Source organism: Peptococcaceae bacterium (genome assembly GCA_024655825.1).
Lineage (GTDB): Bacteria > Bacillota > Peptococcia > DRI-13 > PHAD01 > JANLFJ01.
The window spans coordinates 38,219-61,585 of the sequence record JANLFJ010000012.1; the positions used below are offsets into that span (position 1 = coordinate 38,219).

Here is a 23,367-nt window from a genome sequence, read left to right on the forward strand (position 1 = left end):
TTTAAGGAGAATTCAAGGAGCTTGGCGAATGCAACGGTCTGGAAACGGTGAAAACGTGCAAAACGAAAGCAATAGAAGGCTTACAATCCTGTTTGTTTTGTTGGCGGCGTGTTTTTTGAGTTTTTTAATCAGCGTGGGTAAAGGGTCGTTGAACATCTCCATGGGACAGGTGCTTAAAGCCATTTTTTTGGAGACTGACACCTTGAACCACCAGGTCATTTGGAACGTTCGCCTGCCGAGAACGCTGACAGCCGGGATGGTGGGCATCTGCCTGTCCTTATCAGGGGCAATCCTGCAGGGTGTCTTGCGGAACCCGCTGGCTGCGCCCAACATAATCGGCGTTTCAGCCGGCGCGGGTTTTATGGCCTACCTGGTCCTGATACTGTTTCCGGATTGGTATTACCTGGTGCCTGGCGGGGCGTTCATCGGGGCCTTGCTGGCCACGCTCGCCATTTATTTGCTGGCCTGGAGGCAGGGGGCTCATCCGATGCGGCTTGTTTTGGCCGGCGTAGCTATTTCGTCCTTGCTCAGTGCCGGGATCAATGCCCTGATGATCTTTTACCCTGACCGTTTGGCGGGAATTACAAGTTTTATGGTAGGGGGTCTGGCGGGGAGGACCTGGCCGCATTTCAACCTGTTGTGGCCCTATGCGACTCTGGGGATTGTGACGGCTTTTTTGTTCCCGCAAAGGCTGAACATCCTGATGCTGGGGGATGAGATTGCCACCGGCCTGGGGTTGAATGTCGAGCGCACCAGGCTGCTGTTTATCGCTATAGCTTCGCTGCTGGCCGCAAGCGCTGTCAGCGTGGCGGGACTTCTCGGCTTTGTGGGACTGATTGTCCCGCACACGGCACGGCTTTTGATCGGTTCCGACTACCGGTATTTATTCCCGGCCACAGCCGTCCTGGGGGCGGCAACAGTCGTGTTATGCGATACTGTGGCTCGGCTCCTGTTTGATCCGGTGGAAATCCCGGTCGGGATTATCATGGCAATATTGGGCGGGCCGTTTTTCCTGTATTTGTTGAGAGAAAAAGGGGTGCATTGAGGATGGTTCTACGGGCCGAGCATGTTTACCTCGGTTATGGGAAGAAGAGTGTGGTGGAGGACTTCAATTTGAATGTCAGCAAGGGGGAAATCGTCAGCATCATCGGACCTAACGGCTCAGGCAAAACAACCATACTCAAATCCCTGGCCCGGTACTTGAAACCCCAACAAGGCAAGGTGTATTTGGAAGACCAAGATATTTTCCAATTGAATACCAGGTACGTGGCCCGGAGGATAGCGGTTCTGCCGCAGGTAAAAAGCGCAGCCGGAGATTTGAAGGTGAAAGACTTGATAGAGTATGGGCGCTACCCCCATCTGAAGTTTGGCCGGCGAATGAACGAGGAGGATCACCGTATTGTGGACTGGGCCCTGGAAAGAACAGGGTTGTCCGAACTGCGTCACCGGCCGTTGGCCACGCTTTCCGGCGGTGAAAGGCAGAGGGCGTGGATCGCCATGGCTCTTGCCCAAAAACCGGAAATCATGCTCTTGGATGAGCCTACCGCCTTTCTCGATATTTCTTACCAATTGGAGGTTTTGGAACTGGTCAAGGAGTTGAACGAAACCTTGGGGTTGACGATTGTCATGGTGTTGCACGATTTGAATCACGCCGCCCGTTATTCTCACAGGATCGTGGCGGTCAAAGACGGCGAAGTCCGCAGTGCTGGCGAGCCCCAAAAGGTTTTAACCGGAGACCTGTTAAAGACGATATTCCGGATAGAAGCCGATATGCTCGAAGACAAAACCAACGCCTGCCCTCATATCATTCCCCAAAGAGTGGTCGGCTAAATGGAAAATATCGGTCGCGTGGTCTACCCGTTTACAGCGATAATCGGTCAGGAGAAACTGCAAACGGGCCTGGTATTGAATGCGATTAACCCGAAGATAAACGGCATTTTGATCCGGGGGGAAAAAGGGACGGCCAAGTCAACCGCCGTCCGCGCGCTTGCGGCTCTGCTTCCGGAAATCGAGGCGGTATCCGGATGCCCGTACAATTGCAATCCCGGCGACCCGGCCCGGATGTGCGAATCCTGCAGGGCCGAAATCTCAGCGGGACGGGCACTGGAAACAAAACTTCGCCGGGTGCAGGTAATAGACCTGCCGGTTTCGGCCACTGAAGACCGGGTGGTTGGGAGCCTGGACTTTGAATACGCCATAAAACATGGCCGGCCGCGGTTCGAACCAGGTCTTCTGGCCAGAGCCAACCGTGGCATCCTGTACATAGACGAAGTCAATCTGTTGGACGACCACATCGTGGATGTGCTCCTTGATGCGGCTGCCATGGGAACAAACGTGGTGGAAAGGGAAGGAATATCTTTTTCTCATCCGGCAGAGATCATCCTGGTGGGCACCATGAACCCGGAAGAAGGAGAGCTTCGTCCCCAGTTGTTGGACCGCTTCGGCCTGTGCGTCCAGGTCGAAGGGGTTAAAGACCCCAGGATGAGGGTGGAAATCGTCAAACGCCGCGAAGAGTTCGACGCCAATCCCCTGGAGTTTGTTTCCCGCTGGGCCGGGGAAGAACAGAAACTGAAGGAACGCATAGCTGCCGCCAGGCATCTGCTGCCCCAGGTCAAAGCGTCCCAGGAGATGTTTGAACTGGCCGCCAGGTTATGCCTGCAGGAAAACGTGGCCGGGCACCGCGCCGATATCGCCTTGATAACGACAGCCCTTACCCTGGCGGCCTGGCACGGGCGGACGGAAGTGAAGGAAGAGGACGTCCGTGAGGCGGCGGAACTGGTCCTGCCCCACCGTTGCCGGAACATCCCCCGGCCGCCGCTGGAGCAGGCGGAGAGCGGGGGTGAACAACCGGAACCGCCCGAACGGGAGAGCGATGCCCGGCCGGAATCGCCGCCGGAGTATGAACCAAAAGAGCAAAAAGAGCTTGGAGAAAACGAGCGGCGTGAAGGCGAAAGGGTGGCTAACGAAGATGAGACAAACGCCATTCTCCCGGCTGGAGCATCCGAAAGGGTGTTTGCCGTAGGCCAACCGTTTGCGGTCCGGAAGATTACCAAAGAACGGGACCGGGTACTGCGCCAGGGGTCGGGTCGGCGTTCCCGCACCAGGACAGCTTCCCGGGCCGGGCGCTATGTGCGCAGCACCACGCAGCGCAGGAACAACGACCTGGCCTTCGATGCCACCATGCGCTCCGCGGCCCCTTACCAGCCCTATCGCTGCAAGAAGGGCGTGGCGCTGGCCATCGAACCAGCCGATATCCGTGAGAAGGTGCGGGAGAAACGCATCGGAAATCTGTTGCTGTTCGTGGTTGATGCCAGCGGGTCAATGGGAGCCCGGCAGAGGATGGTGGAAACCAAGGGGGCCATCCTTTCCTTGCTGCTGGACGCTTACCAGAAGAGAGACAAAATCGGCCTGATCGCCTTTAAGGGAAATGCAGCCGAGATGCTCCTGCCGCCCACCAATAGCGTGGAGATGGGACAGAAACTGCTGGAGGACCTGCCCACGGGTGGGAAGACGCCGTTATCCGCCGGCCTGTGCAAGGCTTATGAGGCAGCGAAAACCTGTCTCCATAAAGACCCGAACATTTCCCCGCTGTTGATTATTGTCTCCGACGGGAAAGGGAACGTGAGTATGGGCACCGACAAGCCCTGGTCTGAAGTGCAGAAGATGGCAGGGATCATTCAACAAGAGGAAAGGATTAAGACGCTGGTTATTGATGTGGAAAAAGACGGGTTCGTCTCCCTGGGCCTGGCCCGAGAACTGGCTCAAGCCCTGGGCGGCGACTATTATAAAATAGACGATTTAAAAGCGGATGAGCTGGTGCAGGCTGTAAAGAAGGTCTGAGGTCAGGCGGGTATTAAGCGGTGCGGGGCATTGGGCTATAGAAGCAGAGACAGCAGGCAGCAAAAAATGAACAGCAGGCAGGGAAGGGGAGAAGTATGGACTGGTACACGGTTTTTTGGCGTGAGATGGTGGTTTTAAAAAAGAGGCTGTTTAAATTTTTCGCTGGCAGCATGGTGAGCCCTCTGTTGTACATGATTGCCTTCGGCTGGGGATTGGGACGCGGCCTGCAGACAAACGGCACCGACTACCTGGCGTTTGTGGTGCCGGGTATTATCGCCTTGAGCGCGATGAACGGCAGCTACAACGCGACCGGCGTGCCGGTAAACATCAGCCGGTTTTACCACAAGACCTGGGAAGAGTATCTGATAGCCCCCATCACTCCCTTCTCTTTGGTGCTGGGTAAAATAATGGCCGGCTGCGTACGCGGTTCCTTTTCTTCCTTGCTTATACTTGCTCTTGCTTACGGCATGGGCACCCGGTTGGTATTAAACCTGTGGTTTTTCGTTGCACTTTTTTTGACGAGCTTTTTGTTCGCTTCCCTGGGCCTGGTGGCGGCGCTCATCATAACATCCCATGAGGATATGAACCAGTTTGGGACGTTTGTAATCCTGCCGATGACTTTCCTGTGCGGCACTTTCTTCTCGGTCGACAAGCTGCCGGAATGGGCGGGCTGGCTGATCCGGGCCCTGCCCTTGACTCACGCCAGCCAGTCGCTGCGATCGATTGCCCTGGGACACGGTTTCCCGCTCGCCTCTCTGCTGGTCTTAATGCTGTACTCGGCGGTGCTGTTCGGGTGGGGAGTCCATATTGCCAGGAGAGTTGAGTGACATGCTGTCCAGGGAGGGTCGGTTCTTGATCAGGCTTGAGCATGTGGTAAAAAAATACAAATCCGTAATTGCCGTAAATGATTTGAATCTTCATATAGAGCGGGGAACAGTATTCGGCCTGTTGGGTCCCAATGGAGCGGGCAAGACCACCACGGTCCGCCTCCTGACGACACTGGCCCGCCCCAGCAGCGGGCAGATTATCATCAATGGGTACAACATGAACCGCGACCTGGTCGAAATAAAAAGGCAGATCGGGGTTGTCCCCCAGCATCTTAATGTGGATATTGAGCTGACCGTGCGGGAAAACCTGGACCTGCACTGCCGGTTGCACAGGATAAAACACGCGGAGCGCGCCCAACGGATACAGGAGATGCTCCGGTTTGTCGGCCTGGCAGACCGCGCGGATGATCTGGCGGGAGTTTTGTCCGGCGGGATGAAGCGGCGGATGATGATCGCCCGGGCCCTTATCCACCGGCCGTCGATCCTGTTTTTGGATGAGCCGACGGTCGGGCTGGATCCCCATTCCCGGCGCAGCATCTGGGACTTGATAAAGAATATGAATGCCATGGGGATGACGGTGCTTCTGACGACCCATTATATCGAGGAAGCAGAAGCCTTATGCCATTGCGTGGGACTGATTAATCAAGGAAGGCTGATTGCCCTGGGCAGCCCGCGGGAACTGCTGCAGAAGGTGGGAGAAACAGTGGTGGAATACCTGGAAGACGGAACCACCAGGAACAAGTTTTTCTCCAGACGGGAAGACGCCATCAGCTTTGCCGCCGGCCTCAGGGGCAGCGTGTTGATCAGAGAGGGCAATCTGGAAGACGTGTTTGTGGAATTGACCAGCCGCAAAGTTGACTTGCCCGGGTTTGTTCAACCACAGGGCACGGACCACAGTCATGGCCCCATGTCCGGCCCGGCTAGCCAGATTGGGCGGTAATGATGCGTAGGGAGGGAATGGAAACATGTCGTTCAAAGTGATCTATCTTACGTCGATCGAAAACGACATTCATACCCTGGTCCAGGCTGTCAATCGAATTAAAGAGGAACATGGCCCGGTTGTCCGGGTTTACGCCCGGGCCAAAAGCGACTTGGCTGATGAGGACAATATTGTTCGATTGCTTAATGAGGTTAGGGAGGCCGGTTTGGTTATATTTAATCTGATGGGAGGCAAGGAAAGCCTGCCGGGTTTCGACCGGGTGGTGAAAGAGGCCCTTAAGAATGGTGTTCCTCTCCACGCCCAACCCTCCTCGGCCGAAAACAGCCAGGAACTGAGGAAAATCTCCACGGTTTCCGCTCAGGATTATTCCCTGGCGCAAAGGTATATTCATTACGGGGGGACTGAAAATTTTATCAACCTGTTGCTGTGGGCAGCCAACCGTTTTGGAGGGCTTGCCTTGGCGGCAGCGGAGCCGAAGATGCTGCCCTGGGAAGGGATTTATCATCCGCGATTTCCGGCCGGGATTGATCAAACAAGCTATTGGCGGCAAAACTGCCTGTTGAACCGCATCGCGGTCGGGATAGCATTTTACCGGAGCCACTGGATAGCCGAAAATACGTTGTTCGTGGATGCCCTCATCGAGGCTTTGGAAAAGCGCGATGTCAACGTTGTTCCGGTGTTTCTTCACGCTGTCCGCGATGCGGAACTCGGCACCAAAGGCCTCGAGTGGGTGATAGAAAACTATTTCATGCAGGGCGGAAGGCCGGTGATTGATGTTCTGGTCAGCCTGCTGAGCTTTTCGCCTTTCACAGGGTTAGGCCATAAAATCAAAGAATCGAGCACGGATAACTGTTTATTGGAATTAGGGGTGCCGGTCATCAAGGCCATTACGTCCATGAACAATTATCAAGAGTGGTCCGGGTCGATTCAGGGGTTGGGCCCCTTGGATGTGAGCATGAGCGTGGCCATGCCCGAGTTTGACGGGACCCTGATTACCGTGCCGGTAGCTACCAGGGAATACGGGGAACGGGACGCTTCGACCGGCGCCGCTCCCGTTTGTTACAAGCCTGTCCCTGAGCGGGTGGACAAAGTGGCAGGATTGGCCGTTAATTGGGGAAAGCTGCGGCATAAACCCAACGCTGAAAAGAAAATAGCGATCATATTCCATAATTATCCTCCCCGCAACGACCGGATCGGCTGCGCTTTTGGGCTGGATTCGGCCGCGAGCGTGTGGAACATCTTGAAGGACTTGCAAAAAGCGGGTTATGTGCTGGAATCATTGCCGGAAAACGGGCAGGAATTGATGGAACAGATTATTAACAGGGTGACGAATGACCGCCGTTGGGCCAGTGCAGAACAGATGGCCGGTCTGGCAGTCGACGGAGTGACCCCGCAAGAGTACGGAGCGTGGTTTGAGCGTTTACCCCCGGAAGTGCGGGAAAAAATGAACTCCGATTGGGGACGGGCGCCGGGGGAGGTGTTCAATTATGGCGGCAGGCTGCTGATCCCCGGCATCATCAACGGGAACGTTTTTATCGGTTTGCAGCCTCCCCGGGGGTTTGGGGAAGACCCGGCCAAAATTTACCACAGCCCGGATGCATCGCCCACACACCATTACCTGGCTTATTACCGCTGGATCAGGGATGATTTCAAGGCCGATGCGGTTCTGCATATTGGCAAGCACGGTTCTTTGGAGTGGCTGCCCGGAAAATCGGTGGGCCTTTCCGCAAGCTGTTACCCTGATCTGGCCATCACCGACCTGCCGCACATTTATCCCTACATAATCAACAATCCCGGGGAGGGAACCCAGGCCAAACGCAGGAGCTATGCCTGCATTATCGACCACTTGGTTCCGGTGATGACCAATGCTGATTCCTACGATGAAATGGCGGAGATTGAGGTCCAGCTGGAGGATTATTACCAGGCAAAAACCCTTGACCCGGATAAGTTGCCGCACTTTAAGAAGCTTATTTGGGAAAAGGTCGTCCAGGCCAACCTTGATAAAGACCTTGCTGTGGATAAACAAACTGCGCTGCAGGATTTTGACGGATTTCTGGAGAAGCTGCACGGCTATTTAAGTGAGATAAAAGATACCCAGATCCGGGACGGGCTGCACATTTTGGGCGAGCCTCCGCGTGACGGTCGGCTGGTGGAAATGCTGGTTGCCTTGACCAGGCTGGCCAATGGCCCGGTCCCTTCCTTGCGACAGGCGGTGGCCGAAGCGCTGGGCTATGATTATGAGGACCTGTTGGCCAAAAGGGGCAGGTTGATTCCAGCGGCAGGACGGACCTGCGGGCAAATACTGGATGAGATTAATGCCGTTGTTATGAAGATGATGGAAGAGCTGCACCAAAAAAACTTTTGCCCGGAAGAAATTCCGGCGATTTGCAGGCAGTACTTGAATAAAACAGCAGCACCCGTCGAGGAGGCATTGCGTTATGCCGCCACGACTCTGGTGAAAAAACTGGGTGAGACAACCGCTGAGCTTTCCAATATCCTGAATGCTTTGGCTGGCGGGTATACGCCGCCTGGCCCGTCCGGGGCGCCTACCAGGGGCATGGCTGATATACTGCCTACGGGGCGCAACTTCTATTCCGTTGACCCCCAGGCAATCCCTTCCCCAGCCGCCTGGAAAACAGGAGTTGCCCTGGGTGATGCGCTCTTGGAAAGGTACCTGGCTGATGAGGGACGTTACCCTGAGAGCATCGGCATCATAGTCTGGGGCAGCCCGACCATGAGGACCAAAGGGGACGATATAGCCGAAATATTATACCTGATGGGGGTCAAGCCCGTCTGGGAAGAAAAGAGCGGGCGGGTGAAAGGGCTTGGCATCATACCGCTGGATGAGCTGAACCGCCCGCGGATCGATGTGACCATGCGCATCAGCGGTTTTTTCCGCGACGCTTTCCCCAATATTGTCGCTTTGCTGGATGAAGCGGTGGAGATGGTGGCAAGACTGGAGGAAAGAGACGACGAAAACTACCTGGCCAAGCATGTGCGGCAAGAAATTGAAGAGAACGTTAAGGCGGGCCTGGACGAGAAAACGGCCAGGGAATTGGCCGGTTTCAGGATTTTCGGCTGCCGCCCCGGGGCATATGGCGCAGGGGTAAGCAATGTCATTGAGGCGAAGAACTGGCAGGACGAAAAGGATTTGGGGCAGGTGTATGTGACCTGGGGAGGGTATGCATACGGGCGCAAAGTGTACGGCAAGACCGTCCCGGAAGTGTTCAAGAAACGGTTGAGCCGGCTGGATTTGGCAGTAAAAAACGAAGATACCCGGGAACACGACATCCTCGACAGCGATGATTTCTATTCATACCACGGCGGGATGGTCGCTGCGGTTAAAGCCTTCAAGGGAGCGCTGCCCCGGGCTTACAGCGGGGACAGTTCCGACCCGGACAGGGTAAAAATGCGCTCCACGGCAGAGGAGACCAAGCATGTTTTCCGCAGCCGCGTCTTAAACCCCAAGTGGATCGCCAGCATGCAAAGACACGGTTATAAAGGGGCCGGCGATATGTCAGCTCTGGTTGACAACATTTTTGGCCTGGATGCCACCGCTGAGGTGATGGAAGACTGGATGTACGAGCGGCTGGCGCGAACCTACGCCCTGGATCCCAAGATGCAGGAATGGTTTAAAAAAGTCAACCCGTACGCCCTGCAGAATATAACTGAACGCTTGCTTGAGGCCATAAAGCGGGGGATGTGGGAAGCCAGCCCCGAGATGGCGGAGGAACTAAAAGAGATTTACCTGGATGTGGAAGGAGAGCTGGAGGCGCCTACCGGTCATTGACGGGGGATGGGCTTGTTTGCAGGTTTGCCGGGCGGTGCTTTGCCCAAAGTACGGGGTTGGTGGCGTATTCAGATGATTAAGCGTTGGATTAATCCGAAACTAATCTTGGGATTGTTCTCAGGCCTATGCCTGGCGTTGTCCGGAATCGCAGGCGCAAGGCCTGCGGCGCAAGCCGTGCCGGTGGGGCCTTCAAGAAACGTGAGCTTTGATACGGTGGAAGGAGACCTGCGCTGGGATAATGGCGTATCCGTCAATAAGGGCCGGGCGGTTTTTCAGCTGGCTGTTCAGGAAGACGCGCATCCCCGGAAGCTGAAATGGGCCTGGCGCGGCGCCGGCCAGGTCTGGGCGATGGCAGAGTATACCGACAAGAATGTCATTTATTACATAATGAAAGGCTCTGAACCGCCCAAGGCCGATAAAGTAACCTTTATTGACCAGAATGGCGTTCCCAGGATCATGGTCCCCACCGTGTTGGAACTTCCCCAGGGTACGGTTTTGGTAGACTTGCTGGAAGACTATCGCCGGTATTACGGCCAAAAAGAAGTCGGCGTGGAGAATGTGCGCATCGGCCTTAATGCTGCAGACTTTACAGAGATCAAAGATTTTATGATCGAGGAATATGCAAAACAACCAAATCCCGGCCGGGGAAACGGGGCTGGCCTGCCAACGGGCATACATTTACAATTGCAGGTGCCTCAGGGCAACGATAAGGATTTTTACCTGATTAAAGGAGTGGAATCTCCGATTCAGGTAATGGTAAGGGCGTTTTTGGACAAAAGTCAAAAGGGAGAGTTAACCGTTACCCTTCCGGAAACGGTAACGATAATTTCCTACGATGATGCAAAGCTGAAGCTGGTTGAGGGTCACACTTTGCTAATGCCGCTGGCAATGGGGCCGGGCTATGCGGAAGAATCCTTCGCCGTCACGGTGAAAGGTTCCGGGCCTGGCAGGGTAGTGGCGCAAGCCCGGTTGGGCGATGAAACCCAGAGGGTGGATAAGGATATGGCTTGCCCGGAACTGGAGAGCATCTCCGGCAGCATCCGCCTGCGGAAGGAAGGGGTTTATCCCGTCCAGCACAGTTCGCATAAGGTTACCCTGAAAAAAGAGCTTAAAAATTATGTCAAGGTAAAAGAAGACGTTTTCTCTTCATTCCACAAGCTGTTTGGCGCCGAAGAGGAATACGACAAACCGGCGGGTATGGCCTGCGGGGTTTTGGAAAACGGCACATCATACAACTTGCTCCTGCGGGTGAAACTCTCGGTGCTGGATGCAAACTGGCAAGAAATTCCTTGTTTCAGGGGCGAACATTTTCAAAGAGAAGGGGGAACGGAAGCCCCGCCGGTGCCGGAAACCGTAATAAGCGTAGAGGCGGCCTCAGCCCAGGACTTTAAGGTGCCGCTGTTTGCAGACGCTTACTCGGTAAAACCCGGCATCTACCCGGCCGTGTTAAAGGTTTCCCTGTTCGGCACCAGCACTGATGTTGTCGTTCGGGAATTCGACCTTCATGTAGAAAAGGAAAGCCAGATCCAGATAATTACCGGATTTTTGGCCATTGTCTTGTCTTTGCTGAGCGTACTGTTGATGGTCCTTAAAAACAAAAGCTGGGCGGGGCGGCTTAAGACCAGCGAAATCATTCTGATTGCCCTGTTTGCGGCGGTAAAATTCTCAATTGTGGATGTTCCCTGGTTTGTTTTTGGCGATGTGATCAGGGCTGTCCTGGGTCCGATGGGTCCGTTCATGCATCTTGTCACCGGCGTTTTCTGGGACATTATCAATGCCATGTTTCTGGTATCTTTGGTTGTCCTGATTTCCAAGCCGGGAGTGGTCATCATTTCCTCGGCGGTGAGAATAATCCTGCAGGGCATTGCCTTTGGCACATTTAATCCCGTGACCATCCTGCTGATGCTCTCTTATGCCTTTCTGGCCGATGCACTGCTGTATTTTACCGGTTTCACCAGCCAAAAAAGGGCCTTTCAAGAGCGCTTGTCGACATTTTCCGTGTTGGGGGTTATCTTCGCTATGCAGCACGTTTATTCGACCTATACCTTTTATTACATCTGGATGTATTTGTATCGTCTGTTTTATCCGAACTGGTATATAAACATCAGCGCCATTGTTTCGGCAGCGTACTCCGCCCTGGGTGCCGTGATGGGTGTGTACCTGGGCAACAGGTTGAAGCGGGTGAATGGATAGTGCGCCTGAAGTTTATCGAAGCGGAACTGAAAGAGACGCCGTTTCACCGGCTGGATGTGCGAACCAAGCTGATAATGCTGTTTTGCGTGGCCGTGCTTGGGATGGCTTTGAATCAATGGAAGGCTTTGGCCTTCATTTACCTGGCGGTGTTAAGCCTGGCCGCCCTGGCCCGTCTTTCCGGCGACAAGTGGAAGGCGCTGGGCGTCATTACTTTCCTGACAATGTGGGGGATCATGTGGGTGCAGGCTGTTTTTTATGACGCCTACCCCCGCACTCCCCTCATTTACCTGCTCCCGCCCATGCTGGTTAATCCATCAACGCCGGTGATAGGCGGATTATGGGAGGGGATTGCCATTTACTACGAGGGATTCACCTATGGAATGGCCCAGTCCTTGCGGATGATCGCTCCCATGACACTCGGGCTGCTCATTTTCTGGACGGAGGACCCTGTAAGGGTGCTGACAGGTTTGAACAAACTCAAACTTCCCTACGCCGTATCCTTTATGGTGATGACCTGCCTGCGCTTTATACCCATCGCTTTTGCGGAAGCAAAGGTAACCATCGGTTCGCAGCGCCTGCGCAGGTACAAGCCGTTTGATCCAAAAGGCATCCTGCTTGGCTACGGCATTTATCGGACTACAGTGCAGGTGATGATGCCTCTTCTGGCCAATTGCGTGAGAAAGGCCGCCAATATGGCCAAGAGCGCCGATTCCCGGGCTTTCCGGGCCTCCGAAGAGCGGACGGAACTGCGGGAAACTAAAATTAAGGCGGCGGATGGAATAATGATTCTGTTCTTTGTTGGCGCCACTTTTATGGTCTTGGCCTCCAAATTCCTGTTTTATCTGTCCGTGTCCGACAGGTACACGAACGACACCCTGCTGCCCATCTATTGGATTGCCCACAGATACCTTTGATTGAGGATGCTGGTCGAGGAGCATTGGCGATGATAATAATAGAAAATGTTTCGTTCAGGTATCCGACAAGAAAAGATTTTGCCTTACAGGGCATCAATTTGCGGGTAAATGAGGGCGAGTTCGTCCTGCTTGCCGGCCCTACGGGATGTGGCAAAACGACCTTGCTGAAATGCTTGAACGGGATCATTCCCCACGAATCCGCAGGAGAGTTTCACGGCCAGGTCTGGATCGATGGCCTGAATACCAGGGAATACCCTGTCAGGGTCTTAGCCCAAAAGGTTGGCCTGGTGTTCCAGAACCCCGATGAGCAGATCTTCTCGACCAGGGTGGTGGATGAGGTCGCTTTCGGCCTGGAAAATCTCTGCTGCCGCCGAGATGAAATGCTGGCCAGGATAGAGTGGGCATTGGAGAAGGTAGGGATGGCCGGGCACATAAACAGCAGCACCAATTCCCTGTCAGGAGGGCAAAAACAGAGGGTGGCCGTTGCTTCGATGCTGGCCTTGAAACCGGGAGTGCTGGTGCTGGACGAGCCGATCAGCCAGTTGGATCCACAAGGGGCCCAGGAAGTCCTCGAAGTGGTGAAAAAACTTAGTGATGAGGGGATCACCATCATCCTGGTGGAACACCGTCTTCACGAGGTTGCCTCATGGGCGGACCGGGTGATTGTCATGAATGACGGCATGATAGAACTGGATACGTCGGCCCGAAAAGTGCACGAGCACCTCGATTGTTTCGAAAAGCTCGGCTTGAGAAATCCAATAGTCAAGAAGGGCTTAAGGCCGGTGATGCAGGCTATGATATTCCCGGGCGCGGTGAAGGGAGAGCATAAAGTAGAGGCTATTGAGAACGAGGTTATTGAGAACGAGGGAGCCGACAGCGCAAAACGCCAAAGAAAGCTTATTGAGGTGAGGGATTTATGGTTTGCCTATAACTCCAGGAAGGCGCGCAACAAAGAAAATTGGGTGTTAAAAGGGATTGATCTGGATATATATGCGGGCGAAGTTGTCGCTGTGCTGGGGAATAACGGGAGCGGAAAGACTACCCTGCTGCATCACCTGGCCGGGCTGCATAAGCCCCAAAAGGGCAGAGTGACGGTGGCAGGAAAGGACACTATAAAGAATAATGCGTACCGGCTTGCGGGCACGGCGGGGATTCTTTTTCAAAACCCTTCGTTAATGCTGACCTGCGACACCGTCTATGACGAAGTGGCCTTTGGGCCGCGGAATTTGAGATTGCGGAAAGAAGATATTAGCAATCGCGTTGCCGAATGCTTGGTGCTGATGGAATTGGAGGATTTGGCGCCATATCATCCCCAGTCCTTGTCAGGCGGCCAGCGCCTGAGATGCGCGGCTGCCGCCATTCTCTCCATGAGCCCGGCGGTCATTCTGCTGGACGAGCCTACCAGCGGGCAGGATATATTGCATATCAGGAAGCTGATGGGGCTGTGCCGGGAGTTGGCCAAGCAGGGCAAGGCAGTGGTCTTTATAACCCATGATTTTGAAGTCGCTGCCGAATACAGCGACAGGATAGTGGTGATGCGTGACGGGAAGATCTCGCTGGAGTGCAGCGCGGAAGATATTCTTCCGGCAGAGGGCTGTGCTGGTACAGGAAACAAACCGGAATGGAATCAGTGTTAGGAAATAAAGGTTAATTATAGGGAGGCAAATCAGGATGTTGCGGTTACCAATAAGAGGAAAAAGCCGCCTCTTTGTGCTGGCGGCAGTTTTGGTTCTGGTGGTTGGAGGGTGCAGTCAAGATGGCAGAAAATCAGGGCATAAACCGGCAAGCCTAAAGCCGCATTTGGAACTCGTTCATGAAATATCGCTGGGCAATGCGGCGGAGGATAGGATTCCTGACGTTACCACGGACCGGTGGTCGTTCGGCGTACAGCCCAGCATGCCGCTGGTAGCGCCGGACGGCAAGCATGTGCTGGTGGTTAAGGAAGAAAAGATGTCCTGGTTTGATATTTCCACGGGGGCCGAAAAGTGGAGCAGGGCGACTTATGGAGGCATAAGCTCTTACGTTGTCGATGATGCCCGGTTGTACATGATTGAGAAATACGCGAACAAACGTGATAAAGAACACGGCTATATCATTTGCCTGGACAGCGATACCGGCAAAGAACTATGGAAGTACGACGTTCAAAAAGACCTGGCGCCCGCCGTGTCAAAACATAAGCCCCAGGCTGTGCCACCGGACATTTGCTGTTATATAAAAACGGCCTTGGATGCAGGCAAGGTTTACGTGATCGGCAGCACCTCGTGGAGTGAGGGCATAAACAAAAACAAGGCGGAAATACTCTTGTGCTTGGACCAGAACGGCCGGCAGATCTGGAAAAGGGAGTATTATGGGTATCCCGGTTTAATCAGCATGAGCAATATGAAAGTTGTTGCGGGGAAGCTGGTAATGGGAAACTACAGCTACGGCGACGAGATCAATGGGCCCGCCTGCGTTCATGCCTTCGACATTAATACCGGGGAAGAAGTATGGAAATATGATATCGAAAACGACCCGGGGCTGGCCAGTTCAAAGAGCACTAACGTAGCCGCCGATGTGGTGGGTGACAAAATAATAGCTGTTGCCAACTTCGGGAAAGTGTATATTCTGGATGTCAATGGGCGGAAAATCAAAGACTTTATTGTTTTCAAACCGGAGCAATACCAGAATGTCACTTTGTACACGAGCGTTTATAACAGTGGCCTGGCCCCCGGCCAGGACGAGATCATTATTGCCCCTGGCAGCACCATTGTCAAAGGCGCCAGCAATGTAAAAGCGCAAGTCGAGCATCCCGATGCCAATTCAATCATGGTGTACGACCTGAATGGAAACATGAAATGGAAGTTTCGTTTGGGCGGTAAGGTCTCAAGCTTATTGGTGAAAGGCAAATTTCTTTTGCTGGGAACAATGCATAACCAATATACGATGGACTATGATTATTGCGGGGTTTACGCCTTTGACCTTACCCAGGAGGCCTCGAGCACAGAACTGAACATGGCGGAAAAAAGCGTTGTGGACAGGTATATCGGTTTCTACCGGACGGATGGGGCTGTTCTTTATGATTGCCTGGGCGCCTCGCAAGACGGGCAGACCATTTGCGCCACCACTTGGCCGACCCGGGTAGGCGTCAATAAGTTCGGCAGGCATGGCCTTTATGTTTTGAAAATACAATGACAATGATGCGCAGCAGGATGAGCAAATGAACGGCGGCAATGAGTTAATCAAACTTCTCGTCCTGCGGGTGACGAACGACTGCAACTTGCGCTGCCGGTATTGTTATGCCCGCGGCGGGGACAACCGCGACCGCATGAGCCTGGATGTCGCCCGACAAGCGATTGATTATGCAGCCGCCCGCAGCAAGTCATTTAAAATACAGTTTACCGGCGGTGAACCACTCCTGGAATTTCCTTTAATCAAAAAAATCATAGACTATGCCAACAGCCGGTGTTCATCAGCGGTTGTCTACCAACTGCAGACCAACGGCACCTTGATTACGCCGGGGATTGCCAGGGAATTGAAGTACCTGGGGGTTGCCGTAGGGGTCAGCCTGGACGGCATGCCCAAGACCAACGATTGGTTGCGCCCCGCGGCCCATGGGGGCGGTTCGGCTCTTGCCGTCTTGCAGGGCTTGCACAACCTGAAGTCGGCCGGGATAAAGGTGGGACTCACCGCTGTCTTGACGGCAGATAATGTTGCCGGGTTGCCGCAATTGGTGGAGTTGGCCAGCTACCTGGGGAACATTTATGGCATTGCCCTTGACTTGTTACGGCCCTTGGGGCGCGCCGCGCAAAACAATGTCTTGCCGCCGGCGCCGGAATTGCTGGCAGGCCAAGTCAGAGCCGCTTTAAGCAGGGCCGAGGAGTTGTCCGGTATGGGAGGCAGCCAGGTCAGGTTCAGGGAGGTCGAGAGGCTAAAGTACCAACTGCATCGCGGAATAGCCCGAAAACATTATTGCTATGCCACCACAGGCCAATCCATGGCTGTAACGCCGCGGGGCGAGGTTTATCCCTGCTCTTCTCTGGCTGATGTTACCGGCTTTTGCCAGGGAAACATCGCTGACCGTGATTTTTCCCTGGCCAGAGCTTTATCCCGGACGCCATCGTTGAAGGGTGCGGCCCACGGGCCGGCAAGATGCCGGGAATGCCCTGACCGGTGGCTCTGCGGCGGAGGATGTCTGGCCCGTGCTTATGCCTATACGGGCGGGGTCGATGCGGTATATTCGGGCGACTGTCTTCTCAAGCAAGTGTTTTTGCGGTATGTGCGGGAAAAAGAACAAGCTGTTGCGCGAACGGAGGTAAAAATGACGTGAATAAAACATATCCCTTTGCCGCAATTGTCGGGCAAGAAGAAATGAAAAAAGGGTTGCTGCTGAATGCTATAAACCCCAAACTGTCGGGGATCCTCATCCGCGGGGAAAAAGGGACGGCCAAATCAACCGCCGTGCGGGCCCTGGCAGCAGTTTTGCCGGAAATAGAGGTCGTGGCGGACTGCGTATTTAGCTGCGATCCAGGCGACATTGCCACCATGTGCAGCGGCTGCCGCCAGCGGTTGGAGTCCGGCGAAAAACTGCCGCGGGCCAGGCGCAAAATGAGGGTTGTCGACCTGCCGGTGTCGGCCACCGAAGACCGGGTGGTCGGCAGCCTGGATATAGAAAAGGCTATCAAGAAGGGGGAAAAGCATTTTGAGCCGGGGGTGCTGGCCCAGGCCAACAGGGGCATTCTGTATGTCGATGAGGTCAACCTCCTGGACGATCACATCGTGGACGTGCTGCTGGACTCCGCGGCCATGGGGGTTAACACTGTGGAAAGGGAGGGGGTGTCTTTCAGCCACCCCGCCAATTTCATCCTGGTCGGCACCATGAACCCCGAGGAAGGGGAGCTCAGGCCCCAGCTGTTGGACCGTTTCGGCTTGTGCGTAACAATCAGCGGGATTCTTGACCCGGTCCTGCGGGTGGAAGTGGTCCGGCGGCGGCTTGATTTTGAAGAAAGACCGGATGAATTCATCAGGCGCTGGGAGCCGGAAGAGGAAAAGCTCAGGCTGCAGATAAGCAAAGCCATGGAGCTTTTGCCCCGGGTGACAATATCGGACGATATGCTGTACCTGATTGCGCATATAGCGGTGGAGATGGGGGTGGACGGGCACCGGGCCGACCTGGTGATGATGAAGGCCGCCAAAACCACGGCCGCCTTGAACGGCAGGGTAGAGGTAATCAAGGATGATGTCCTGGAATCGGTTGATTTGGCCTTGCTTCACCGCATGCGCCGCAAGCCTTTTCAGGAGCCGGCCCTCGACCGGCAGAAGTTGCAGGGCATATTGACAGGGGTAAGATGATCAGATGAAGAGGGTCAAAAAATGAGGAAATTTGCCTGGATATTGTTGATGTTGTTAGGACTGAGCGCGTTCGTGCCGTCAGGGTGCAAAAAACAGGATTGCAGGTGACCCGGCGCATCAATCCCCTTGTTCGCATGACTACGAAATCACCGATTTGGACCATTATTATGAGTATTTTGGCGGGCTAGCCAAATCCGTTGAGGCCGCCGGCGGGATGAAGCCGGAAATGCTGTTCAACGACACGACAAAAGAGGTGATCATTACGGAGAATGTGGCGGCGGCCATCAACAGGGGGGTGAGGACACGCCTTTTAAATCCCAAATGGATTAAGGGTCTGCTGAAGCACGACTATCACGGAGTCCAGCACATTTCAGACCGGGTGGAGAATCTGCTGGGTTTGGCGGCGGCCACCAACAGGGTCGACAACTGGATATGGAGCAAGGTCGCCGAACGCTATGTGTTCGACGAAGAAATGAGGAAGCGGCTGCAGGAAAACAACCGCTGGGCTGCCGCCGAAATAATTGACAGGCTGCTGGAAGCGAACAAGCGAGGATACTGGCTGGCCGGCGACGAAGAGCTGGAAAAACTCCGCGAGGCCAGCCTGGAAATGGAAGGCGCCATCGAGGAAAAGCTCTGATACAAAAGGTTATTATGGCCAATAATAGCCGTTTTGCAAGATGGTTGGCATTGACTATTATATTTAATTTAATTGACAAATAAACGTTTAGGGCATATGCTTAAAACAGATGCAAATTATGGGGAGAGGAGGTGAGATTATATTTATGAGGTTCAATATGGGTCAATTGGATGCTCTCGAAATTACTGTATTGGCTGAAGATTCCGTACCCTATGAGAGCCGCTTATCTGGCCAGCACGGTATTTCCTATTTGGTTGAAGCATTTAAAAACGGGCATAAAGTAAATGTCTTAGTCGATGTTGGACAGAATCCCCAAGGACTTTTGCATAATATGGAGCAATTAAAGGTGGACCCTGCCAGCATTGACATGGTTGTGCTCACCCATTGTCACTACGACCACACCAAAGGCTTGGCCGCAGTCCTTTCCAGGATCGGAAAGGATAATGTCCCTGTGGTGGCTCATCCTTCGCTGTTCAGACTGAATTTTGTGACAAGACCATATTTGATGCATGTCGGCGTAATGAACGGGGATCAGCCGGACGAAGTGGTAAAAAACGGCGGGAGACTGTTTTTAGTTTCCGAACCGCTGGAGCTAATGGAAGGGCTTATTACCAGCGGCGAAATTGAAAGGACAACTGATTTTGAAGAAGTGGGAATACCGTTGTACACCTTGGCTAATGGCCGCATAGAAGCGGACCAAATGAAGGATGATCTTGCCCTTATTGCCAATGTAGCCGGGAAAGGATTAGTGATTGTTTCAGGTTGCAGTCATGCCGGAATTGTCAATATTTGCCGGCAAGCCATAAAACTGACAGGGGTTGAGAAGATCGAAGGCATACTAGGGGGATTTCACCTTGTAGGATCTGGGCCGGAACGAATTTCAAAGACAGCGTCAGCCTTGGAAGATTTAAGACCTGCCTGGATTGCAGCCGGGCATTGCACTGGTTTCGAGGCCGAAGTTGTCCTGAAAAACGTTTTAAATGATCGTTTTCATCATCTATCATCAGGCAATGTCTATACTGTTTAGAAGTTTAAAGAAATAAACGGGATGAGGTGAATAATTATATGAGAAAGCTAACCCTAGGCGAGGTAATTGTTATTGGCGCTGCTCTTTTTGCTGGTCATTTTGGCGTTGGCAATACCATTTTTCCCATGAAACTGGGGCATGAAACCGGTACGGCATGGTTAATGGCCGCTATTGGTTATGCCGTTGTCGATTCGCTGTTGCCTATGCTGGGGTATTTGGCTGTAGCCATGACGAATAACAATATCGTTAACATAGCCTCTAGGGTATTGAATCCTACCTTCGGGAAAGTTTATGCAACGATTCTGATGTTGATTATAGGACCGGTTTTTATCCTGCCCAGGGTATCATCAGCAACCCATGAAATGTCTGTTTTGCCAATATTTCCCGGAGTGCCGCTGGTGGCAACCGTAGCGGTCTTCTTCCTGTTGAATGCTTATGTCTGCCTTAACCCCAGCAAAGTTGTTGATCGTCTGGGACAGATACTTTCTCCGCTATTGGTTTTGTCGATTGCTCTTGTCCTCATAAAAGGTATTTTTTCACCCATTTCGGCTCCTGTTGATTTGGGTGTCAAATCTCCTTTCGGAGTAGGGTTTACATATGGTTATAACACAATGGATGCTATTGGGGCAGTTTTATTTGGGGGATGGATTCTGGCCGAATTTAAAAGACGCAATGTGACGGAGAAAAAGGCTCAATACGAAGGATTGCTCAAAGTTGGAGTAATAACTGTAGTATTGTTGGCTGTTACCCAGGCATCAGAGATTTACCTTGGCGCGTCTACCGGCAGCTTAATGAAGGATGCCACCTTGGGGTCCTTGCCGGTTAAAATTACAACTAGTTTATATGGGCAGGTCGGGGTTGTAATATTTGCCCTGCTAATGGCCTTGGCCTGTTTTACCACATCTGCCGGACTGACAGCCACCTCTGGGCATTTTTTTGAGGATTTGAGCCAGGGCCGGTTAAAATACAGGTCAGTCGTTATTGCCAGTTCCTTAGTTGGTTTTGCCCTGGCCAATTTTGGTTTGGACAAAATTGTGAGGTGGACAGTGCCCTGGCTGAATTTAACTTACCCTGCCTTGATTGTGATGATTGTGGGTACTGTCTGCGGCTTACTTGAGAAGAACAGGGCGTCCATGACCTGGGGCTCTGCAGCGGGGCTAATCTTTGGGGCGATGGAAGCCGTGGGTGTAGCCGGGTTTAATGTGCCGGTTTTTAACAACATACTAAAAGCAATGCCCTTGGCCAGTTCGGGCTTTGCGTGGCTGGTTCCCACCATAATTGCCATGATAATCGGAACCCTGATAAGCAAATATACGGGAACGAAATCGGCAATTAACACCTAGCCGGCTGTTAAACTTGACAAATTCAGCCGGTTTGATAGAATTTCTTTAACAATCAATCAAGGTACGATGGGTATTATGGAGTAGCTTGGCTACGGTATCGGAACGCACTTCCGATATAGAGTAATCAAGCCTAGCTCTTTGAATGCATGGTTATGTGTTCTGGAGAGTTAGGCTTTTGTTTTTTGTCAGGATGATTCTCTCAAGTTTTAAAACCAACAGGGAGGATGCCTATGTTAAGAACAGATTTGGATGAAATAAAAAAAGAATGGATAAAAATGACCAACGGTCAAGCTGTCAATACAAACATTGTCAAACCGTACATACGTGAATCATGGCAAAGAAGCCTTGCCTTTAAGGTTAATCCCTATCAAATAAGCGAAGAACTGTTTTTGTCTAATGAGGAAATAGAGAAATTATCGGCTCTTGAACATATAAAAGAATCGTACGGAGATATAGTGAGCGCCATCAAAGATGTAGCTCTTGAAATGGAGCTTACTGTTGAAATATTTGATCAAAACGCCAGAATTCAAGGCATCCTTGCTTTTTCCGGCGTTTTTCATCTTAATAAGGAACCCCAGCAAAAATATATTATCTTCCGGGACTTATCCGAAGAAAAGATAGGGACTAATGCGGTTATCCTGGCTTTAAAAGAAGGAAAACCCATTCAGTTAAGAGGGCCGGAGCATTTTAACCATGGCTTGCAAAATGCCAATTGTTCCGCGGCTCCTATTCATGATGTCAATGGGAAGATTATCGGGGCAATAAATATTGTTAGTCACAGTAAATCTCAGACCGTTGAAACATTAGGTTTAGTGACAAGTATCGCCAAGATACTGGATGACTATACGCTCATTAGGAATATGTTGGATCAATTGACTGTTTACAATTCAACTTTAAATGAAATCATCGAATACTTGCCCCAAGGGATAATCTGGGTTAACAGCCAGAATCAGATTGAGAGCTACAATAAAAAGGTTTTCCGCATGTTGGAGATGGAAGAAGCTCATAAAGACTACAACTTATCTAAAGAGAGGCTTGGAAGATATCTAAAACAAATCGACTCTCTTGCCAGCAAAAAAGAACTCGATCAAAGGGAAATTGTTTTAGAGGTAAACAATATTAAGAAGTCTTTTCTCATTTCAATAAAAGATATCTTGGATAAACAACAACAAATCAAAGGCAAATTAGTTGTTTTTGAAGATACGCATAAAATCCTGCGCAACACTTTCAGAGGCGACGGCGCCATCTATACGTTTGCGGATATTGTCGGCGAGAGCAGAGAAATAACAGAGCTTAAAAAAATGGCCAATAAAATTGCCAAGTCATCTTCTGCGATTCTAATCTATGGCGATAACGGCACAGGGAAAGAATTGCTTGCCCAGGGCATACACAACGCAAGTTTGCGCAGGGATAAACCTTTTGTAGCCATAAACTGCGGGGCTATTCCTTCAGAATTGATTGAAAGCGAGCTCTTCGGCTATGAACCCGGGTCTTTTACCGGCGCCTTAAAAGGCGGAAAAATAGGGAAGCTGGAAGCGGCATCGGGCGGGACTTTGTTTTTAGACGAGGTTGAAAGCATGCCGTTACATGTGCAAATAAAACTGTTGAGGGTCCTTTCAACCAATAAAATAACAAAGATCGGCGGTATAAACGAGGTGCCGATCGATGTCAGGATAATTTCAGCTACGAAGAAAGATCTTTTAAAAGAAGTGGAGCAAGGCAGTTTCAGGGAGGATTTTTATTTTCGTATCAGTGTAATAACCCTTAAGATTCCTCCCCTGCGCGAAAGAAAAGAAGATATTCCTTTGTTGGTAAGTTATTTTATCCGCATGTTTTCCAAGCAGCTGGAAATCGAAGGCGTTACTGTAACGAACGAATTTATGCAGGCATTGTCCAGTTATAATTGGCGCGGCAATATTCGCGAGCTGAGGAATGTCATCGAAAGAGCAATGCTATTGTTAGGCAATGAAAGGCAATTGACAATTGCGGCTTTGCCGGAAAGAATTATTAAATCCTATGAATACCACAGCAAAAAACAGAAAATAGAAGCTATTATAAAAGCTAATAAAGATGAAGCGAGCAGGGGGATACTCCGAGATATTGAAAAGTATGTGATTGAATCAATCCTAAAGGAAGAAGGGGGCAATATTACAAAAACTGCAGAAAGACTGGGGATTAGCCGGCCTACACTTTATAAAAAAATGCAGGAAAATGAAATTAAGTAGATTAAGGATGCATGGTTGTAAAATTGTTTTACAACCATACGAAGTGTAAAATATGTTTACATAGGAGAAAACTCTTGTTTTTTATTGAGAAAAGTCTGTATGCTGTTTCGAAATGCTGGGCGTGTAAATAAAATTTACACGCCCTTTTGCATTTTTAAAAAGAAGGGGCGTGTTTTACTCGCCCCTGATGCGGATACATTTTTTATAATTATAGCTCAGGGCTTGAATTAACTAGGTTTTTTTGTTTCTTTTATGTTTAAAAAATCATGCCAAAGTGATTATTGGCAAACTCTGTTTTTGGCA

Annotated in this window: 16 protein-coding genes; all 16 read left to right on the forward strand. The window is 51.8% G+C overall.

Going from position 1 to position 23,367, the window contains the following annotated elements; translation table 11 throughout:
- Nucleotides 1-28 precede the first annotated feature (28 nt).
- The 16 genes from NUV48_06390 to NUV48_06465 all read left to right on the forward strand — a co-directional run bounded on the left by NUV48_06390 (nt 29) and on the right by NUV48_06465 (nt 23,064).
- Nucleotides 29-1,045, forward strand: coding sequence for an iron ABC transporter permease (locus tag NUV48_06390; protein ID MCR4441765.1), 1,017 nt, complete (start codon nt 29-31; stop codon nt 1,043-1,045).
- A 2-nt stretch (nt 1,046-1,047) separates the two neighbouring features.
- Nucleotides 1,048-1,830 (forward strand): ABC transporter ATP-binding protein, encoded by a 783-nt coding sequence (locus NUV48_06395; GenBank protein ID MCR4441766.1) that lies wholly within the window; start codon nt 1,048-1,050, stop codon nt 1,828-1,830.
- The gene (locus NUV48_06400; protein MCR4441767.1) at nt 1,831-3,840 is read left to right on the forward strand and encodes a putative cobaltochelatase; all 2,010 of its coding nucleotides are present in this window, start codon (nt 1,831-1,833) and stop codon (nt 3,838-3,840) included.
- A 95-nt stretch (nt 3,841-3,935) separates the two neighbouring features.
- The gene (locus tag NUV48_06405; protein MCR4441768.1) at nt 3,936-4,667 is read left to right on the forward strand and encodes an ABC transporter permease; all 732 of its coding nucleotides are present in this window, start codon (nt 3,936-3,938) and stop codon (nt 4,665-4,667) included.
- A gap of 25 nt (nt 4,668-4,692) precedes the next feature.
- A complete protein-coding gene (locus NUV48_06410; GenBank protein MCR4441769.1) occupies nt 4,693-5,607 on the forward strand; it encodes an ABC transporter ATP-binding protein in 915 nt (304 codons plus the stop codon).
- A 25-nt stretch (nt 5,608-5,632) separates the two neighbouring features.
- Nucleotides 5,633-9,397 carry a cobaltochelatase subunit CobN gene (gene cobN, locus NUV48_06415; GenBank protein MCR4441770.1) on the forward strand — a complete coding sequence of 1,255 codons (3,765 nt, stop codon included), beginning with the start codon at nt 5,633-5,635 and terminating at the stop codon, nt 9,395-9,397.
- A 72-nt stretch (nt 9,398-9,469) separates the two neighbouring features.
- Complete coding sequence (locus NUV48_06420) at nt 9,470-11,590, forward strand: hypothetical protein (GenBank protein ID MCR4441771.1); 2,121 nt, start codon at nt 9,470-9,472, stop codon at nt 11,588-11,590.
- Nucleotides 11,590-12,504 carry an energy-coupling factor transporter transmembrane protein EcfT gene (locus tag NUV48_06425; GenBank protein ID MCR4441772.1) on the forward strand — a complete coding sequence of 305 codons (915 nt, stop codon included), beginning with the start codon at nt 11,590-11,592 and terminating at the stop codon, nt 12,502-12,504. The genes NUV48_06420 and NUV48_06425 overlap by 1 nt, the downstream gene beginning before the upstream one ends.
- Nucleotides 12,505-12,533: 29 nt before the next feature.
- A complete protein-coding gene (locus NUV48_06430) occupies nt 12,534-14,141 on the forward strand; it encodes an energy-coupling factor transporter ATPase (protein MCR4441773.1) in 1,608 nt (535 codons plus the stop codon).
- A 34-nt stretch (nt 14,142-14,175) separates the two neighbouring features.
- Nucleotides 14,176-15,675, forward strand: coding sequence for a PQQ-binding-like beta-propeller repeat protein (locus tag NUV48_06435; protein ID MCR4441774.1), 1,500 nt, complete (start codon nt 14,176-14,178; stop codon nt 15,673-15,675).
- Between the two features lie 25 nt (nt 15,676-15,700).
- Nucleotides 15,701-16,810: a radical SAM protein gene (locus tag NUV48_06440; protein ID MCR4441775.1), complete on the forward strand. Its 1,110-nt coding sequence runs from the start codon at nt 15,701-15,703 to the stop codon at nt 16,808-16,810.
- Complete coding sequence (locus NUV48_06445; GenBank protein ID MCR4441776.1) at nt 16,807-17,832, forward strand: ATP-binding protein; 1,026 nt, start codon at nt 16,807-16,809, stop codon at nt 17,830-17,832. Before NUV48_06440 ends, NUV48_06445 begins: the two co-directional genes overlap by 4 nt.
- A 97-nt stretch (nt 17,833-17,929) precedes the next feature.
- Nucleotides 17,930-18,469, forward strand: coding sequence for a cobaltochelatase subunit CobN (locus NUV48_06450; GenBank protein ID MCR4441777.1), 540 nt, complete (start codon nt 17,930-17,932; stop codon nt 18,467-18,469).
- 145 nt (nt 18,470-18,614) lie between these two features.
- Complete coding sequence (locus NUV48_06455) at nt 18,615-19,496, forward strand: MBL fold metallo-hydrolase (GenBank protein MCR4441778.1); 882 nt, start codon at nt 18,615-18,617, stop codon at nt 19,494-19,496.
- Nucleotides 19,497-19,534: 38 nt separating this feature from the next.
- Nucleotides 19,535-20,839, forward strand: a complete 1,305-nt coding sequence (gene brnQ, locus NUV48_06460; protein MCR4441779.1) for a branched-chain amino acid transport system II carrier protein — start codon at nt 19,535-19,537, stop codon at nt 20,837-20,839.
- A gap of 230 nt (nt 20,840-21,069) precedes the next feature.
- The gene (locus tag NUV48_06465; GenBank protein MCR4441780.1) at nt 21,070-23,064 is read left to right on the forward strand and encodes a sigma 54-interacting transcriptional regulator; all 1,995 of its coding nucleotides are present in this window, start codon (nt 21,070-21,072) and stop codon (nt 23,062-23,064) included.
- The last annotated feature ends 303 nt before the right edge of the window (nt 23,065-23,367 follow it).

What these genes read in the sequence shown, in the direction of transcription:
- NUV48_06440 (MCR4441775.1), top strand. Translation starts at nt 15,701, where the DNA reads ATGAACGGCGGCAATGAGTTAATCAAACTTCTCGTCCTGCGGGTGACG.
- NUV48_06405 (MCR4441768.1), top strand. Translation starts at nt 3,936, where the DNA reads ATGGACTGGTACACGGTTTTTTGGCGTGAGATGGTGGTTTTAAAAAAG.
- NUV48_06390 (MCR4441765.1), top strand. Translation starts at nt 29, where the DNA reads ATGCAACGGTCTGGAAACGGTGAAAACGTGCAAAACGAAAGCAATAGA.
- NUV48_06420 (MCR4441771.1), top strand. Translation starts at nt 9,470, where the DNA reads ATGATTAAGCGTTGGATTAATCCGAAACTAATCTTGGGATTGTTCTCA.
- NUV48_06400 (MCR4441767.1), top strand. Translation starts at nt 1,831, where the DNA reads ATGGAAAATATCGGTCGCGTGGTCTACCCGTTTACAGCGATAATCGGT.
- NUV48_06455 (MCR4441778.1), top strand. Translation starts at nt 18,615, where the DNA reads ATGAGGTTCAATATGGGTCAATTGGATGCTCTCGAAATTACTGTATTG.
- NUV48_06395 (MCR4441766.1), top strand. Translation starts at nt 1,048, where the DNA reads ATGGTTCTACGGGCCGAGCATGTTTACCTCGGTTATGGGAAGAAGAGT.
- NUV48_06465 (MCR4441780.1), top strand. Translation starts at nt 21,070, where the DNA reads ATGTTAAGAACAGATTTGGATGAAATAAAAAAAGAATGGATAAAAATG.
- brnQ (MCR4441779.1), top strand. Translation starts at nt 19,535, where the DNA reads ATGAGAAAGCTAACCCTAGGCGAGGTAATTGTTATTGGCGCTGCTCTT.
- NUV48_06435 (MCR4441774.1), top strand. Translation starts at nt 14,176, where the DNA reads ATGTTGCGGTTACCAATAAGAGGAAAAAGCCGCCTCTTTGTGCTGGCG.
- cobN (MCR4441770.1), top strand. Translation starts at nt 5,633, where the DNA reads ATGTCGTTCAAAGTGATCTATCTTACGTCGATCGAAAACGACATTCAT.
- NUV48_06430 (MCR4441773.1), top strand. Translation starts at nt 12,534, where the DNA reads ATGATAATAATAGAAAATGTTTCGTTCAGGTATCCGACAAGAAAAGAT.